Annotated in this window: 11 protein-coding genes; 6 read left to right on the top strand and 5 right to left on the bottom strand. The window is 47.4% G+C overall.

The features are described 5' to 3' along the window. Window positions 1-142: 142 nt before the first annotated feature. Window positions 143-646: a hypothetical protein gene (locus ONB37_02070; GenBank protein ID MDZ7398929.1), complete on the bottom strand. Its 504-nt coding sequence runs from the start codon at window positions 644-646 to the stop codon at window positions 143-145. A 1,116-nt stretch (window positions 647-1,762) separates the two neighbouring features. Between ONB37_02070 and ONB37_02065 the strand changes: the two genes are divergently transcribed. From ONB37_02065 to ONB37_02040, 6 genes are all read left to right on the top strand, one after another. Beyond that, on the top strand, window positions 1,763-2,653 hold the full coding sequence (locus ONB37_02065; GenBank protein ID MDZ7398928.1) for a class A beta-lactamase-related serine hydrolase: 891 nt from the start codon (window positions 1,763-1,765) through the stop codon (window positions 2,651-2,653). 182 nt (window positions 2,654-2,835) lie between these two features. After that, window positions 2,836-5,559, top strand: coding sequence for a glycoside hydrolase family 78 protein (locus ONB37_02060; GenBank protein ID MDZ7398927.1), 2,724 nt, complete (start codon window positions 2,836-2,838; stop codon window positions 5,557-5,559). Between the two features lie 213 nt (window positions 5,560-5,772). Next, on the top strand, window positions 5,773-7,518 hold the full coding sequence (locus tag ONB37_02055) for an AAA family ATPase (protein MDZ7398926.1): 1,746 nt from the start codon (window positions 5,773-5,775) through the stop codon (window positions 7,516-7,518). Between the two features lie 53 nt (window positions 7,519-7,571). After that, a complete protein-coding gene (locus ONB37_02050; GenBank protein ID MDZ7398925.1) occupies window positions 7,572-9,875 on the top strand; it encodes a M28 family peptidase in 2,304 nt (767 codons plus the stop codon). A gap of 168 nt (window positions 9,876-10,043) precedes the next feature. Further along, a complete protein-coding gene (locus ONB37_02045) occupies window positions 10,044-12,386 on the top strand; it encodes a glycoside hydrolase family 3 C-terminal domain-containing protein (GenBank protein ID MDZ7398924.1) in 2,343 nt (780 codons plus the stop codon). Between the two features lie 112 nt (window positions 12,387-12,498). Beyond that, window positions 12,499-13,851, top strand: coding sequence for an amino acid permease (locus ONB37_02040; protein MDZ7398923.1), 1,353 nt, complete (start codon window positions 12,499-12,501; stop codon window positions 13,849-13,851). A 122-nt stretch (window positions 13,852-13,973) separates the two neighbouring features. On the opposite strand, the gene ONB37_02035 is transcribed toward ONB37_02040, so the two are convergent. The 4 genes from ONB37_02035 to ONB37_02020 form a co-directional block, all read right to left on the bottom strand. After that, complete coding sequence (locus tag ONB37_02035; GenBank protein ID MDZ7398922.1) at window positions 13,974-14,177, bottom strand: dodecin family protein; 204 nt, start codon at window positions 14,175-14,177, stop codon at window positions 13,974-13,976. Between the two features lie 217 nt (window positions 14,178-14,394). Then, window positions 14,395-15,315: an endonuclease/exonuclease/phosphatase family protein gene (locus tag ONB37_02030; protein ID MDZ7398921.1), complete on the bottom strand. Its 921-nt coding sequence runs from the start codon at window positions 15,313-15,315 to the stop codon at window positions 14,395-14,397. A 23-nt stretch (window positions 15,316-15,338) separates the two neighbouring features. Further along, complete coding sequence (locus tag ONB37_02025) at window positions 15,339-16,706, bottom strand: sigma 54-interacting transcriptional regulator (GenBank protein ID MDZ7398920.1); 1,368 nt, start codon at window positions 16,704-16,706, stop codon at window positions 15,339-15,341. Window positions 16,707-16,709: 3 nt separating this feature from the next. Then, the gene (locus ONB37_02020; protein MDZ7398919.1) at window positions 16,710-17,237 is read right to left on the bottom strand and encodes a GTP-binding protein; all 528 of its coding nucleotides are present in this window, start codon (window positions 17,235-17,237) and stop codon (window positions 16,710-16,712) included. Window position 17,238 lies beyond the last annotated feature (1 nt).

The following is a 17,238-nucleotide window of genomic DNA, read 5'->3' as shown; positions in this document are numbered from 1 at the left end:
TGGCTCATCCGCCGATCAGGCCACTTTTTTCTAAATGCATAGCATCATTCATTGCCCAATTTCATACCGCCAAAAAAAAGGCGAATGGATCCCACTACTTGCCATTCGCCGTGTCTTTTGTTCCGTACTATCCTATTCGCGATCAATCGCTCATCATTAAAAACTCTCGTTCCGATAATGTTTGATTGATTCCGTCCAGAAGATCATAAAGATGATTCAACATTTCTTCGATTTCGAACTCGCCATTCAGATCATCAAGGCTTTGAACCTCGTCGCTCAAAATATTGACTTGCTCGACCAATTGCCGGTCCTGTTGCTCCAATTGCGCTGCTTGGGCTTCATCGATTCCAGTTGTCGCAATAGCATTATTATCCGACGCATCTTCCTGAAGGGTTTGAATGAGCATTTTAAGACTGAGCGAGATACGGTTAAAAGAATTTAGATTGGATGTTTTCCGTTGCTGGTAACATCGGTGCTCGAACTCGGATAGCCCAGTTTCCACCTGCCTCAGTCGCTCAGCAAGATAATTTTTCAGTCGCCGTTCAGTCTGCCGGAATTTCTCCCTGTTTCGGTAGCCTTCATACCCTTGAATCGTCTGAACCAGGTCAGAGATGGTCGGCTCAACATTTTGAGCGATACTTCTCATGATTCACTCCTATCATGGTTGGAATAAAATATTGAATAGATATTTCGCTCTCATCAATGCATGCTCTATTGTCGCGCTCAAGCAGCGAATCCCTTCGCTGATCAAATTGATCACTAATCCCAAACAACCAACGACGAGACATCTCGATTCATTGGTCGTTAGGAAAATTTAGTTTCTCAAAGCGCATCATTTCGTTCATAGTAAAATGCAGTTCTGATTATACCGAACAATCGAACGCGGCATCGTTCTAAGGATATATGGTGGATCAATACTTCCTAATACAAATCATTTGCGAAACGAAAAATGACTATCCAAAACCATGATATTGGTGAACAAATTTGTTATGCCATTGACTATCTCTCTGAATGACAATCAAGGGAGGACGGCAATACCAAATCCTTTCATCTTTATCTAATTCTCTGGCCGAGTATATTGACCAAAATTATAGCAATCATAAAAACCATCCTAACAAGCTTAGCCCTAGATTGAATTTCGAGAAGCTTCCGAGCAAACCTGTTCTGGGCAAAAGTTAGGCTCGATTTATACTCGTCATCAAATTATATCTAAAAGAACTTGATATATTAAGCTTCATCTGGTACAAAGGGGGCAATCATATATGCTTTTGAATTTGCGGTTTCATTGAAACGAGGCTAAAATTAAATATTCTAGATCAAAAAAGCAAGCATTTTTTTGTGTTTGATCAATAAAATTATGCAACGATTGAATCGCAGCTAACGACCACCAATAACCAATGCCTTTGAACGCATTCAAATTCCTCTGAAGAGATCACCAAAATTTAATGAATTATTTCGATGGATTATTGCTAATTTGGTCAAAATTAATCTTGATTTTATGATCAAGATTGCTTAAAATCATATCAGCGCCATCAGCGATGCTATTAGCTGACGAAGGATTTTTGAAGCTGCTGGATAATCAGTTCAGTGCACAATTATTTGGCACAACTATATTCGACATTTCAACATTGCTATTAAAAAACGATCAACCGTTGACACGCAACGAAAATTCATCCTCGCGCAAAAGCATTTTTGCTTGCTTTGATAAATTTTATGAGTGCTCGACTTAATTATAAATCAGATTTTGAAAGGAACGCACCATATGAGCTTCATCTCTATTTTTTCATTTGCTTTGATGTTGCTTGTCGTTCGCGGAAGTGAGAACCAATTGGATAAATGGAAGGCTTTGGAACAAAAAATTAGGCAGATGGCCGCAGCCTCCGGAGGAACGGTAGCAGTGGCATTCGAAGATCTCGTCACCGGAGAGCAATTGTTGATCAACGAGACGGTCGCCATGCATGCTGCAAGCACTATGAAAACCCCGGTTATGATCGAAGTGTTCAAACAGGCTGAACTGGGCGGATTGAACCTTTCCGATTCCATACTGGTGAAGAACGAGTTCAGAAGCATTGTTGATGGAAGCCGCTTTACGTTGAGCCGAATCAGCGATAGCGACAGTTCCGTATATCGCCATATTGGTAGCAAACTTCCAATTCGGGATTTGGTTGTGCAGATGATCACTCGGAGCAGCAATCTGGCCACCAATCTCCTCGTGGAATTGGTGGGAGTAGAAAATATTATGGCAACTATGAAATCGATCGGTGCCAATCGGATTCAGATTTTACGCGGGGTGGAAGATCCAAAGGCGTTTGAAAGGGGACTCAACAATACCACTGACGCTTACGACATGCTTTTGATCATGAAAGCTATCGCCAAAAAACAGATCCTTTCTGAAAATGCTTGTAACGAGATGTTGTCCATTCTTTTGGACCAGAAATTGAATCGCAAAATCCCAGCATTGTTGCCCCCTGGTACGAAAGTCGCCCACAAAACTGGTTCGATCACTGGGATTGATCACGATGCGGCCATTGTATACAAATCCGACGATCACCCTTATGTATTAGTCATATTGACTAAAGATATCTCTAGCCACATCAGAGCGGAAAAATTGATTGCGCAAATTTCGAAACTGATTTATGACGCAGTTGAATGATGCCTCTTGATTATTCTCAGCGCTATTGCGCACTGAAAAATAACCCGCTGGTTTGACATGAAAATAGTTTGGAAATAGCGATCTGAGCGGATCAAACATCCTTGATGATTATTTTAGTTTTTTGGTTGCCCAGTATTATCTTATGTCCTAGACATCCATTGTTTGTTGATAAGGAGTAGCTAATGCCAATAGCGCCAGCCGATCACTTACGCTGTGAAAATTTAATAAATCCTTTAGGAATTGACACTCCGTTCCCTCTCTTTTCTTGGCAACTTCATCATGCTCATCGGAACGAACGGCAAACCGCCTATCAAATACAGCTTGGATTAAACGTTGATGACTTCGCTCGAGGAAAGGCAATTTTATGGGACAGTCATAAAGTCCAATGCGACCGAAATTATCAAATCCCTTATGCTGGCGCACCATTGAGCTCATTCACTCGATATTTCTGGCGAGTGCGCTGGTGGGATAGCCACGATCAGGTCAGCCCATTCAGTGAAGTGGCCTGGTTCGAGACCAGCGCACTGAGTGAGGCCGATTGGCAGGCCAAATGGATCAGCATGGTGCAACCAGAGCAATTTCGCTCCAATGCTATTATCATCCTCGGCCAGAATATGGGCGAATATTATCAGGTCAAAGCCATCTATCTGCGAAAAGAATTTCAAACATCGGGTCCAATTAAATCGGCGCGGGCGTATGTTTGTGGTTTGGGCTATTATGAGCTGCGGATCAATGGCCAAAAGGTGGGCGATCACGTGCTCGATCCAGCTCAAACAGATTATCAGCGCGCGGCGCTTTACGCGTGCTATGACATCACTGCTTATCTGGAATCCCAAAATGCTATTGGAGTGATTTTAGGCAACGGACGCCATATTAAGCTCTATGGCTATGACCTTCCCAAATTATTTCTCCAAATTCATATCGAATATCAATCCGGAGAAAAACAGGTAATTATCAGCGATGGCACCTGGAAGGTTTCCCATGGGCCAGTGATGGAAAACGGCATTTATTTTGGCGAGAGATATGATGCTCGTTTCGAAATGCCTGGCTGGGATCGCCCTGATTTCGATGACAGTCACTGGCAAAATGCCATCGTAGTTCAGGGCACAAAACTGGCGGCACAACTCCTGCCCCCAATTCGCAAGACAAAAACGCTTCGGCCTCAAAAAATCAGCAGTCCCGACTCAGGTTGCTACGTTGTCGACTTCGGACAGAATTTCACCGGCTGGGTCAAACTGACGGTGCAAGGGCCAGCCGGAACCGAGATTCGATTGCGCTATGCCGAACTGCTGCATGAGGACGGCCGATTGAACACCGCGCCCAATCAAAAAGCGGAAGCTACTGATACATTCATCTTAAGCGGAGCTGGTCAGGAAACCTTTGAACCCAAATTCACCTATCACGGCTTTCGATATGTGGAAATCAGCGGCTTTCCGGGCGTTCCGACGCCAGACAATATCGAGGGCTGCTTTGTCCACACCGAGGTCGAACCGAGCGGCCAGTTCTCCTGCTCCAATGAGTTGATCAATCGCATCCATCAAAATGTGCTGTGGGGGCAACTGTCCAATCTCCATAGCTTGCCGACCGATTGCTGCCAACGGGATGAGCGCTACGGTTGGCTGGGCGATGCGCATCTCGCCGCGGAACAGGCCATTTTCAACTTCGATATGGCTAACGTTTACATCAAATTTTTGGATGACATCCAGCATTCCCAGAAAGAAAATGGCAGCCTGCCCGATATCGCGCCGAATTATTTGGGACCCGATGGTACGCATCCAGCGGATCCAGCCTGGGGCTCGGCGTATCTCATCATCGCATGGTACCTCTACTGGTATTATGGCGATGCACACGTGCTGGAGCGCCACTATCCTTCCATGAAAAAATATGTCGAATTTCTGTGCAGCCAGGCCGAGGGACATTTGATCAAAAAGCTGGGCAAATACGGCGATTGGTGCCCGCCGGGCAGTATCGAACCGAAACGCACCAAGCTGGAACTCACCTCTACCTGGTTTTATTATTATGACACCTTGCTATTGTCCCAAATGGCCGAGGTAATTGAAAAAGTCAGCGATGCCCAATTTTATCGCAGCTTGGCTGAACAAATCAAAACCGCTTTCAATGCGGCTTACCTGGAGAACGATCAGTACGCTGGCCATTGGATGAGCCCGGTGGCGCGCAGCGTGGATCAGACGTCCAATGTACTCCCGCTGTATCTCGATATGGTCCCAGCCGATAAAAAAGAAGCTGTGTTGAACAAACTTTTGCACAGCATCATCAACGATCATGATTATCACCTGGACACTGGGATCATCGGCACGCGCTATCTGCTGGACGTGCTCACCGATAACGGCCATGCCGACATCGCTTATCGAATCGCGACGCAGCGATCTTATCCCAGTTGGGGCTACATGATTGGCGAAGGGGCCACCACGCTGTGGGAGCGCTGGGAAAAGATCACCAGCGGTGGGATGAATTCGCACAATCACATCATGCTGGGCAGCGTGGATGCCTGGTTCTATCGCGCCATAGCCGGGATCAATTGCATTGAGCCAGGCTGGAAGAAAATTCGGATCAAGCCTGAAGTTTTTGGAGATCTGAAATATGCCACTGCGAAAGTGAAAACGGTTCGTGGGGAGATTTTTGTCTCCTGGCAAAAATCAGAGCAACACTTTGAATTGATCTGTAGGATTCCAGTTGGTGCGACGGCGGAGGTGCATTTGCCACTATTATGGGAAGCGCCCGTGATTATAGAAAACAGCCGAATTCTCTGGGAACCGGGCCAATCGAAAGAGCGCATTTCGGATATTAAATTAGCCGGCCGAAAAGGGGAATTTCTTGTCTTTCAAATTGGAAGTGGATACTATCGGTTGCAAATGCAGGGAGGATTGCCCAATAAGATCGCTTGAAAGATGCTTTCAAAAAATTTTTGCTTGAATGTAAATCGAGATGTTCTCAGCTTACAAATCGTCTTTTATATTCTAGCTGAATCGGCTTTCAGACTCGAGATGTATAATCTTTGCGAAAGTTTTGAATCTTTGCAAGGCTTTCAATCCGAATAGCATCTCATTAATAATGAATTTTGTTATCAAAAGGGTATTATCCAGTGAGGGAACAGACCCATGCTAACTAAACTGATTATCCGCAACTTCAAGCGCTTTGACCAGGTTGAAATTGATCTTGCCAATCCAGTCCTTTTTATCGGCCCAAATAATTCAGGTAAAACCTCTGCCCTCCAGGGCCTGGCGCTTTGGGAAATAGGCATTAGGAAATGGTTTGAAAAGCGCGGTGCACAAAAAAGCCCGGAGAAAAGGCCTGGTGTTGCCATCAACCGACGGGATTTGGTTGCAATCCCGGTGCCGAGCGCCAACCTTCTCTGGCGGAATCTTCATACCCGTGACGTCAAACGAGTTGGCGACAAGCCACAAACCCGAAATGTTCGCATTGACATCATCGTGGAAGGTGTCATCAATAATCAGTCATGGCGATGCGGTCTTGAGTTTGATTACGCAAATGAAGAATCATTTTACTGCCGGCCGCTTCGAATTTCTGAAAGTAATGAATCAGAGAGGCTTCCGGTACCAGAGCAAGCTGCGCAGGTTCGCATTGCTTTTCTTCCTCCCATGTCAGGTTTGGCTGCTAATGAAGTACGGCTCGATCAAGGCGCTATCAATGTACGCGTAGGGGAGGGACGCACTGCCGAAGTGCTTCGCAATCTTTGCTATAAAATTGCTCAGGAAAACAAACAACACTGGAAGAAGCTAAGAGATCAAATCAAATGGCTGTTCGGTGCTGAATTGGACGAACCGCAATATATTCCAGAGCGTGGTGAAATAACGATGACTTATTCTGAACGGAGTGTAGCTTTGGACTTGTCGTCAAGCGGTCGCGGTTTGCAACAAACGTTACTGCTTCTCGCCTATATGTATGCCAATCCAGGAGCCGTGCTACTTCTCGATGAGCCAGATGCTCACCTCGAAATACTCCGTCAACGACAGATTTATCAGATTTTGGTTGAAGTGGCCAGAGAAAACAATAACCAAGTCATCGCGGCAAGCCATTCCGAAGTGCTGTTGAATGAGGCGGCTGATAAAGATTTGGTTATTGCCTTTGTAGGCAAACCTCATGCGCTCAGTGATCGCGGCAGTCAGGTGCTAAAATCGCTTCGCGACATCGGGTTTGAACAATATTATTTGGCTGAACAGACTGGTTGGGTATTGTATCTGGAAGGATCAACCGATTTAGCGATTTTAAGGGCATTTGCTGAACGTTTGCAGCATGAACAAGCAATTCAAGCTTTGCAGCGGCCGTTTGTCCATTATGTCGGAAACCAGCCAGGCGAGGTTCGAAAGCACTTTCAGGGCTTGCGGGAAGCTGTGCCCCATTTAAAAGCCATAGCAATATTCGATCGACTCGATATGTCTTTGCCATCGGATCTTGGCGCCCAAGGTTATATGTGGCGCAAACGTGAGATTGAAAATTATTTCTGCTTTCCAGAAGTATTAGAGGCTTATGCACGATATGGAGCGGAAACGAGCGTTGCAGGTCCTCTTTTTAGCGAAGCTGAAGCAAAGGCTCGGGTACAGGCGATGCGCGAAGCTATTCATGAGACTGAAGCAGCTTTAGCGACGCTGGGAAAAGGCTCTCCCTGGGATCAAAACACCAAAGTAAGCGATGATTTTCTTGGTCCGCTTTTTAAAAATTACTTCAAAAAATTGCAGCTACCAAACTTAATGGAAAAGAAAAATTTTCATGAGCTCGCTCGATTTGTAGCTCCCGACCAAATTGACCCTGAAATCAAAGAGAAGCTCGATGCAATTGTTCAGGTGGCACGCTCTGCTCAGCCTCTCGATGATAATGCAATATGAATGAAAGCATAAAATTTTTTGATTCAGCCACTACAAAAACTAAGGACATCATTATGTTCATGCAGAGAATGATTCACACTTTGTCTTTCTTATTGCTTTTTATATTTTCGGCCTTTACTCAAGAAAAATTTGACCAAAACAAAGCTCTTAATTATATTCAAATCCTCTGCCAGCCCCAATTCCAAGCCCGCAAGACCGGCCTGCCCGGCGCTCGAAAGGCTGCCGAATGGATCGCCTCCCAATTTCAGAATTGGGGATTGCAGCCCGGCGGCGATCAGGGCACGTTTATTCAGCACTATCCGATGATCACCACCCATCAGCGCAAGCCAGCGAAGCTGCAACTGAAAACCGGCCCGTTCGCCCCAATCACGTATCAGGATGAAAACGATTTTCATCTCTATTTCAATTCAGGATCGGGCAAAGTTACGGCCGAAGTCATATTTGTCGGGTTCGGCATTTCCGAGCCACAGAAGGGCTGGGACGATTACGCGGGTATCGATGTGGCTGGCAAAATCGTGTTAATCTATCGGGGCACGCCGAGTGATGGTCAGGACTGGTCGGCGGAAAACGAGCGGGACTACAAGATGCAGCAGGCCGCCAAACACGAAGCAGCCGCGCTATTGATGTTCGAGCGCGACTGGGCGATCCGTGGGGGAACGATTCATGAAGACGGCTATTTTCCTCAGCTCCCAGCACTGAGCGTTTCAAAGAAGGTGGCGCTGGACATCTTTCGCGGCACCTATCGTCAACTCGATCATGTGATCCGCGATCTGGCGAAAAAGCCTGGCTCTTTCGCCACGGGGAAAATCATGTCCATCGAGGCACAGGTCGATAAAATCGAACCAGGCGTCGGCGAAAATGTCATCGGTATTCTGCCTGGCAATGATCCAATATTAAAAGATGAATTCATCGTCATCGGCGCCCACATGGATCACAATGGGCTCGGGACATCGGGATTTGGCTATTTCGGTGCCGACGATAACGCCTCGGGCACAGCCACGGTGATGGAACTGGCTCGCGTCTTTGCCAGTCGCAAATCGGATTTGAGGCGTTCCCTGGTATTTATCGCCTTCGGAGGCGAGGAACAGGGGCTGCGCGGTTCAAAATTTTTCGCGACCAATCCCACAGTTCCAGTGGAAAAAATTTGTCTCATGATCAATTTCGACATGGTTGGCCAGGGTAATGGCGGTGCTGGCTTCGGTGGCAGAAATTATTTTCCGGGAATCGTATCTGAAATGATCGGCGCGCTCTCAGATTCGATCCAGAAAAAATTTTCAGCCGGCCGCGCCGGCGGCATGTGGGGCTCGGATCACGCCCATTTCATCGAGCAGGGCATCCCAGATTTCACTTTCTATTCCACCGGCGATCATCCATTTTATCATCAGTTCGAGGATGACCCCAGTCAGATCAATCCGCAGTCGCTGCAATTCGTCGGCGATCGTGTCACAGAGCTGTTGCTTCGATTTGGCAATCATCCATCCAGTTTGCTATTTGACGGCAATCGCCAGGGTCGCACCTTTCTCATGTTTGGCGATCAATTGGATTTCGCGCTCACGCGCGACCAACAATTCCGAGAGGAACATGAATTGAAACAGTGGCTAAAAGAGCAGATCGACGCTGGCTTCAGCGGTGTAGTGTTGCCGCTCGATGGCCCGCTTTTTTCCCAACCCGAGAACTGTTATCGCAGCATCGATGAAATGAACCAGTGGGTCAAAAACAACAGTCATCTGGCGCTTCGCTACCAAAATGGAAACTCGCTGCATCAAGCCAGGAGTGAGGGCAAAATTGCCATTGCCACCGGGGTAGTGGGGAGCCAGATATTTCAACGGGACCTGGGCGCATTGCGCAATCTACCGAAGCTGGGCTTGACTTTTTTAGTGTTGAATGACCGATCGGACATGATGTTCGAAGGGAGCAAACTGAGTGCGTTCGGTGAAGAAGTGCTCAGGATCTGTCAGGCGGAAAATATCGCCATTTTCTGGCAAATTGAGCATCACGAGTTGCTTCAGAAGCTGCTCCGCAATTTCAGCGGCAAAGTGATCGTTCAAAAAAGGCCACCGTTGAGCCCCCTCATGATCGAGGAAGTGAAAGCGCTGGCGCAACAGAAAAACGCCTTGCTGTGGATCGAATGCCAATCCGATGTGCAGCCTCACCAGCTTTCTGAATTGATGGATGTCATTGCGTCGGAAAAGTTACACTTTTCGATCCAGGTAAATAGCCAAAATGCGGATACAGACTGGCCCATGCGGCTGGTTCAGGCGCTTTACGAGAACCGAATGCAGCGCCACAGTCGCAATGCGGTGTACAAAGAAATGGTAAAAGTACTAGGGGAAAACTTGAGGAATTTCTTGAAGTGATATTTCTGCATAGATCTGATTGAATTCGTGACAGCAAATTTCACCAATCGATCTAATTTCGCTAATTCATCTTTTATTGTTTTTTTTATCGAGTGGCAAATTAAAGAGAATCGATCTGAATTTTAAAAGATTTCTAGATATCAGCAAGGAATAAAATTGGAGACGAATATGGAAATTTATCGCGATCCCTCTCAATCCGTTGAGAGACGCACGGAAGATCTACTATCACGCATGACGCTTGACGAAAAAATCGCGCAATTGCAATCGGTCTGGGGCTATTCCTTGATGAAAAATCGGCAGACCTTTTCAATCGATAAAGCGCGGAAGCTGCTAAAACATGGCATTGGGCAGATCACTCGCCCGGCTGGGGGAACGGATCTGGAATATGGTCAAGTGGCTGAATTCGTGAATTTAGTCCAGCGTTTTCTCATCGAAGAAACTCGCCTGGGCATTCCCGCGATACTGCATGAGGAGTGCTTGACTGGTTGGCAGGCGAAAGGCGCCACGATTTTTCCACAAGCGATCGGCCTGGCCAGCACCTGGGAGCCAGAGCTAATCGAAACCATGACCAAGACCATCCGCATTCAGCTCAAAGCCATCAACGTGCACCAAGGATTGGCGCCAGTGCTAGATGTGGCACGAGACCCTCGCTGGGGCCGAACCGAGGAGACGTACGGCGAAGATCCGTACCTGGTCGCAGCGATGGGGAAAGCCTATATCAGAGGTCTGCAGGGCGATGATTTGAGACATGCGGTGGCAGCCACAGTGAAACATTTTGCTGGATATAGCGCCTCACAGGCCGGTCTCAATTGGGCGCCAGCTCATATCCCCAGCCGTGAATTCCGCGAGGTATTCTTGTTTCCTTTTGAGGTAGCGGTGCGCGAAGCTGGTGGGCTCAGCGTGATGAACGCCTATCACGAGCTAGATGGCATCCCCTGCGGTGCCAACCGCCAGCTATTGACCGATATCCTCCGCGGCGAGTGGGGCTTTACCGGGATTGTGGTTTCGGACTACGAGGCCATCCCCATGCTCTACGAATATCATCATATCGCTAAGGATAAAATGGAGGCTGGCTGTTTGGCATTAGAAGCCGGGATCGATATTGAGTTGCCAGAGCTGGACTGCTATGGCGATCAACTCAAGGCTGCCGTGCAAAAGGGGCTGATCTCTGAAAATTTGATCGACCGGGCGGTAGCTCGAGTACTCCGTTTGAAGTTCGCATTGGGCATCTTCGAAAATCCATTCGCTGAACGCGCCAACAGTGGACCATTGGAACAACCGATGCACCGGAAATTTGCCTTGGAACTGGCGCGAAAATCCATTGTGCTACTTAAAAACGAGGGCGGTCTTTTGCCCTTGAATAAAAATCTGGATAAAATCGCTGTGATAGGCCCAAATGCGGATAGCTGGCGCAATTTATTGGGTGATTACAGCTATCCCACCATCGTGGAATTTCGAGAAATTCTCAAAGCCAAGGAGAAAAATAAAACCATCGATCTGACAAGCCTCCCCAATCCAACGGTTCAGGTCGTCACTGTTTTGGAGGGGATCAAATCGAAGGTGCCAGAAAGCGCTGAGGTACTGTTTGCTCTTGGTTGTACGGTGACGGGTGGTTCAACAGAAGGTTTTGAGGCAGCGATCGCAGCTGCTCGCCAAGCAGAAGTGGCCGTAGTGGTCGTCGGTGGCAAATCTGGGTTTGTGCCAGACTGCACCTCTGGGGAGGAGCGCGATCGGGCTGAATTGAATTTGCCTGGCGTCCAATCGGAATTGGTCAAAGCGATTCATGCCACCGGGACGCCTGTGGTGCTGGTGCTCGTCAACGGACGACCGTATACACTGGAATGGGAAGCACAGCATATCCCCGCGATCATTGAAGCCTGGCTCCCTGGTGAGGAGGGCGGCAATGCGATCGCAGATGTCCTATTCGGTGACTTCAATCCCGGCGGCAAGCTGCCCATCACGTTCCCGGCAAAGGTGGGACAAGTACCGATCTTCTATCGCCACAAGCCCTCGGCACGTCGCTCCCATTTGTGGATCGACTACGTGGACGCCAGTTCCCAGCCGCTCTTTCCCTTTGGTCATGGCCTGAGCTATACCAAATTCAAGTATAGCCAGCTCAAAATCGCACCGAAACAAGTTCCCATTGCTGGAAAAGTGACAATTTCGCTGGAGGTGCAAAACACCGGCTCTGTGAAAGGGGATGAGGTGGTGCAACTTTATCTCCATGACCTCGTCGCTTCGGTCACCAGGCCAGTGAAAGAACTAAAAGGGTTCAAACGAATCGAATTGGAGCCAGGGCAGAAGCAGAAGGTCCAATTCGAACTTTCGACCGATCTCTTGGCATTTTATGACGCTGATCTAAAACTGGTGGTCGAGCCAGGCGAGTTTGAAGTGATGATTGGCAGTTCTTCGGAAGATATTCGGCTGAAAGGATCGTTCGAGGTGGTTGGCGAAAAACGGTTCATTCATGGTAAACGGGAGTATCTTTCAAAAGCAAAATTTGCCAATTGAAAATGAACCCTGTAACGGATGCTAACCTTTGCAAGGATTATGGGGACTCCCCCCCTTGCGAAGTTCCCAGCCTTCGCAAGGGTGCACCAGCATCTTACTCGAAAGGAAATTTATGTCAATTAAAGCGAAGCTTACGGTATTCGACACAACGATGATTGTAGTGAGTCTGGTGATTGGAATTGGGATTTTTCGGACCCCGGCCATGGTTGCGGCTGCGACCCGAACACCTCTATTGTTCTTCATGGCTTGGATCCTCGGCGGGCTCATCAGTTTGTGTGGTGCGCTCACCTTCGCAGAGATCGGCTCGCGTTTCACTCGGCCAGGGGCCTATTATGAGGTAGTTGCCGATTGCTATCATTCTTCGCTGGCCTTTATGCTTAATTGGGCCAATCTGCTGATCATCGGTGGGGCTGGAGCAGCCGCTGTGTCGATGATAGGCGCTGAATACCTGGTGCCCATCATTTTCCCAAAAGAATTGCAAACGCAATCCACCGTGCAATTCACCGCTGCGGGGGCAATTATGGTTCTGTTTGCGATCAACTTTTTGGGGATCAAAATGGGCGCCAGGACCCAGAATGTGCTCACCGTAATCAAAATCGCCATGATCCTAGCCATTATCCTTGCAGCTTTCTCATTTAAACATAGTGGATTGACTCCTCAAATTCCACCAGCCGATCCCCAAAGCCCAAGTCAACCGTTCTATTGGGCATTAGCTGTTGGCTTAATCTCGGTTTTCTACACGTATGGCGGGTATCAGGGCACGATCAATTTCGGCGGCGACGTCCAAAAACCAAAACGGAATATCCCGCTGGCCATCTTTTTCGGTATCGCCATTATCATTTCGCTCTATCTACTGGTCAATTTCGCCTACTATCGGGTGCTCGGGGTTGAGGGGATGATCACTGCCAAATTGGTTGCGGCAGAAGTGGCGCGCTATTGCTTTGGTAATGGAGGCTATTTTCTCATCTCGCTGGCCATCTTTCTCTCCGCCTTTGGATTTTTAAACGTCAATATGATGCAGACGCCTCGAGCCTACTATGCCATGGCCCAAGATCGCGTATTACCAGCCATCTTCAAACGTGTTAATCCCAGAACTCAAACCCAGGAATTCAGCTTGATCTTTTATTGCGCTACGATCCTCCTTTCAATTTTCCTACTGGGCACCTTCGAGAAATTGGTCAATTATGTGATGTTTCTTGATAGCCTGAACCTGGCCATTGTCGCAGCGACGATTTTTGTGTTGCGTCATCGCGCTAAAAAGGAGCCAGATCAATCAGAGTATCAGGTGCCCTTATATCCAATTGTCCCAGCCATCTTTGTAATTTTCTTGCTTAGCGTTTCGCTAAATGTGCTATTAACTGAACCAAAACCGGCCTTATTCGGCTCAATCATCTTTGTGCTGGGCTTGCCGATCTTCTGGATCATGCGAAAAATTTATCCCCAACAGAAAAATCCAACATCTTAAAACGCACAAGAATCATTATGATGCTTGGACATAATAAGACGCCCCGGCTTAATTGGACTGAGACCGGGGCGTATTTTTGAAGCTGAGCCAACAGGATGTCTTATTGTCAATACCCGCTGAAACTAATCTTTCAGCACGAATGTCACCTTCATGGTGACGCGGTACTCGGTGATTTTGTTGTCCTGGACGATGACTTTCTGCTCTTTGATCCAGGCACCCTGAACATTTTCGAGGGTTTTGGCAGCTCGCTCAATCCCCACCCGAATGGCATCCTCAAAACTTTTCGGTGAAGACGCCGTGATCTCTGTGACTCTGGCGACAGACATTTTTTCCTCCTTGGTTATTTGGTTGTTTTCGATTTGATCTTGAATAAATCTCGCGATCCATTCGATAGAATTTTATCGGACTCAACTACCTTTAGCTTCAGAAAAATGAAGATTCATTGCTGTTGGCTCTCATTTCAGTAAAAGCCAGTAACAAGCCTCATGGCCAGTGTGATCCACAATTGAAAGAAACAAACAAAGACGATAACAAAGTCTGACATTATTGAAAATCAGCGATGGCGATTACTGGAAAATGATCGCTTGGAAACTTGCCATCAAATTGATCATGAATAATCCGAATATCTTTGAATGTGATCTGCGATGTAGCTAAAATCCAATCGATCCGCTCGCCGCTCCGATCGCCTCGGAAACCGTTAAAAGTCCCAGCGTTTTGGTCAGATTTGCCCAATGCGACCCAAGGATCAAAAAAATTTCCCTGAATGATATCCATGTCTAACTCGCCACAAAAAAATTGATGCGTCCATGACCTCGGCGGCAGATTGAAATCGCCCATCAAGATAGTAGGTAGACTACCAGACAAAGCCCGGTAGCGTTTCAAGATGAGGCGAGACGCATTGGTCACATACGGCTCATCCCAATGGAAATGGGTGTTCATTACAAACAACTTGCGATTCGTATTTTTTATTAGCATTATCCCCCAGGTGGTGATGCGCGGCAGTGTGTTGCCCCAGCTCATGCTGCCGGGGATTTCGGGCGTATCGCTGTGCCAGAACGTGCCATGATCGATGAGCTGAAATTTGGTTGTGTCATAAAAGATGTTGCAAGATTCGCCAAAAAGGCTTTCATGGGGTCGATCGGGTAGTTCGATACCATAATAACGTCCGATACCAAAGGACCGCCAATGTGGAAAAGCAGAGGCAATCGCTCCTATCTGGAACTCGAGCGCCTCCTGCACCCCTAAGACATCAGGACGATATTTGTTGAGCAATTCAATTATTCTGGCCTGCCGATATGTCCAGGAGTTTTCGCCGTCATCGGCCGTGCCATAACGGATATTGAAGGTCATGATCCGAAACGTGTCCGTGGTTCGGTGTTGGCAAGAAAAAAATTTAAACACCATCCAGCCAAGGATGAGAAGGCAGAGCATCAACTTCAAATGTAGTGGCAGGCTAATTTTCATGACTTTCCCATTTTTTATGTGGCTTATCTGGGGATCTGATATTTTTTTATTCGATAGCGAAGGGTATCCAGGCTGATGCCGAGCAATTTGGCAGCGCGGGTTTGATTGCCATGAGTTCTCATCAACGCCTCGGTCAACATTTGTTTTTCGATTTGTTCTAATGATAGTCCGCTATCGGTCAAGCGGAATGGATCGATCGATGGCTGCTTCTGCTGATCCTCAGACAAAATGATTTCATTGGCATCGATCCGATCATGCTCGGCGAAGATGACCGCCCGCTCAATCACGTTCCTTAACTCGCGAACATTCCCAGGCCAGTGATATTTGAGCAGTCGCTGTTGCGCCGCAGGAGTAAGACCAGAAACCTTCTTTTTAAAATCAAAAGCAAAGAGCCGAATGAAATGATCGGCGATAATGATGATGTCATTGCCTAATTCGCGCAAAGGCGGAAGCGTGAGATTGATGACATTGATCCGAAAGAACAGATCTTGTCGAAATTCATTCTTGGCCACGGCCTCTTTCAAGTCCTTATTGGTGGCAGCAATCACCCGAATATCGACCCGTCGCTCTTGGGTGCTGCCCAGCCGACGAAAGGTATGGCTCTCCAAAAACGACAGAAATTTCGCTTGTAAAGGAAAGGGGAGTTCTCCGATTTCGTCCAGAAAAAACGTCCCTCCATCGGCTTCCTCCAGCAAACCTTTTTTGGCGACGATCGCATTCGTGAAAGCCCCCTTTTCATGGCCGAAGATCTCGGATTCTAACAGGGTAGCAGGGATCGAAGCGCAATTAACCTCGACGAACGGTGCACTTGATGAGAGGGAATGACGATGGATGGCCCGTGCGACCAAGTTCTTCCCTGTGCCACTTTCGCCGTAGAGCAAAATAGTCGTATTGCGGATCGGGGCGATCTTCTGAACAAAGGCCCTCACCCGCTTAATCTGATCTGATTCCCCCAATATCTCCGCAGCGAGACTTCCTCCGTACCCAGCCAGGCTGGCCTGAAGCATCTCGATCTCGAACTTCTGTTGTCGAATGTGCTGCTGTAATGATGCCTCTTTGGTGCTATCGGCAACGAGGGTCAGCAGGTGATTCGGCGGTTCATTCAGAGGAAGTATTGTCAGGTCGTAATAATGGAGTTGGCCGTGGGGTGAATATTTATTGATCTTTTCAAGCTGAAAGCGCCGCTGTTTTTGCCTCTGCACCGCTTCAATCTGATCCTCGCTGCCGAACAACTCAGGGAAAATGTCCCAGATCGAACAAGAATCAGCCAATGAAGCTTGCTGAATAATGGTGGGAAAATTTCGGCTATATTGTTTGAGCATCAAATCCCGATCGAAAATCGCATAGCCGATCCGCTGTTCTCGGAGGATGGTATCGATGAAATCTGTCACGGCTTAGTCCACTTTGATAAATTGTTCTCCCAATCGGGTGAAAACCGTTTCGATATTTAGATTTTGCTTGGCACTGGTCTGGACATAGGGCTTTTTGTATATTTTACTGATCTGCAACAACTGTTCCATGATATGATCCGATGGTTCAATCAGGTCAATTTTGTTGGCAACGAAAACCAGCTTGCTTTGCGGATTAGTCGTCAGAAACGGTTTCAGGTAACTATCGACCTGATCAAATGTCTGGGCACGGGTGACATCGAATACCACCACCGCACCATGAGCGCCGTGGAAATAGCTCTTGATCACGCTATCGAATTTTTCAATATGCGCGATATCCCATAAAATGAAATGGAACTGGTATCTTGGGTTCTGGCCGATCTGGATGCTTTGCTTGTGGATTTGAACGCCCAAAGTGGATTGGTAGCTTTCTTGGAACTCGTTGTAGACAAATCGTCTCACCAAACTGGTTTTTCCCACCCCAAATGAGCCCAGCATACAGATTTTCTTGCTCAATGTAATGATCTGATTCACC

The sequence above is a fragment of the candidate division KSB1 bacterium genome (assembly GCA_034506395.1).
GTDB lineage: Bacteria > Zhuqueibacterota > Zhuqueibacteria > Thermofontimicrobiales > Thermofontimicrobiaceae > Thermofontimicrobium.
This window is presented reverse-complemented; position numbering and strand designations above follow the sequence as displayed.

Coding starts and splice junctions, on each gene's coding strand:
- ONB37_02070 (MDZ7398929.1), bottom strand. CDS start 646: ATGAGAAGTATCGCTCAAAATGTTGAGCCGACCATCTCTGACCTGGTT.
- ONB37_02065 (MDZ7398928.1), top strand. CDS start 1,763: ATGAGCTTCATCTCTATTTTTTCATTTGCTTTGATGTTGCTTGTCGTT.
- ONB37_02060 (MDZ7398927.1), top strand. CDS start 2,836: ATGCCAATAGCGCCAGCCGATCACTTACGCTGTGAAAATTTAATAAAT.
- ONB37_02055 (MDZ7398926.1), top strand. CDS start 5,773: ATGCTAACTAAACTGATTATCCGCAACTTCAAGCGCTTTGACCAGGTT.
- ONB37_02050 (MDZ7398925.1), top strand. CDS start 7,572: ATGTTCATGCAGAGAATGATTCACACTTTGTCTTTCTTATTGCTTTTT.
- ONB37_02045 (MDZ7398924.1), top strand. CDS start 10,044: ATGGAAATTTATCGCGATCCCTCTCAATCCGTTGAGAGACGCACGGAA.
- ONB37_02040 (MDZ7398923.1), top strand. CDS start 12,499: ATGTCAATTAAAGCGAAGCTTACGGTATTCGACACAACGATGATTGTA.
- ONB37_02035 (MDZ7398922.1), bottom strand. CDS start 14,177: ATGTCTGTCGCCAGAGTCACAGAGATCACGGCGTCTTCACCGAAAAGT.
- ONB37_02030 (MDZ7398921.1), bottom strand. CDS start 15,315: ATGAAAATTAGCCTGCCACTACATTTGAAGTTGATGCTCTGCCTTCTC.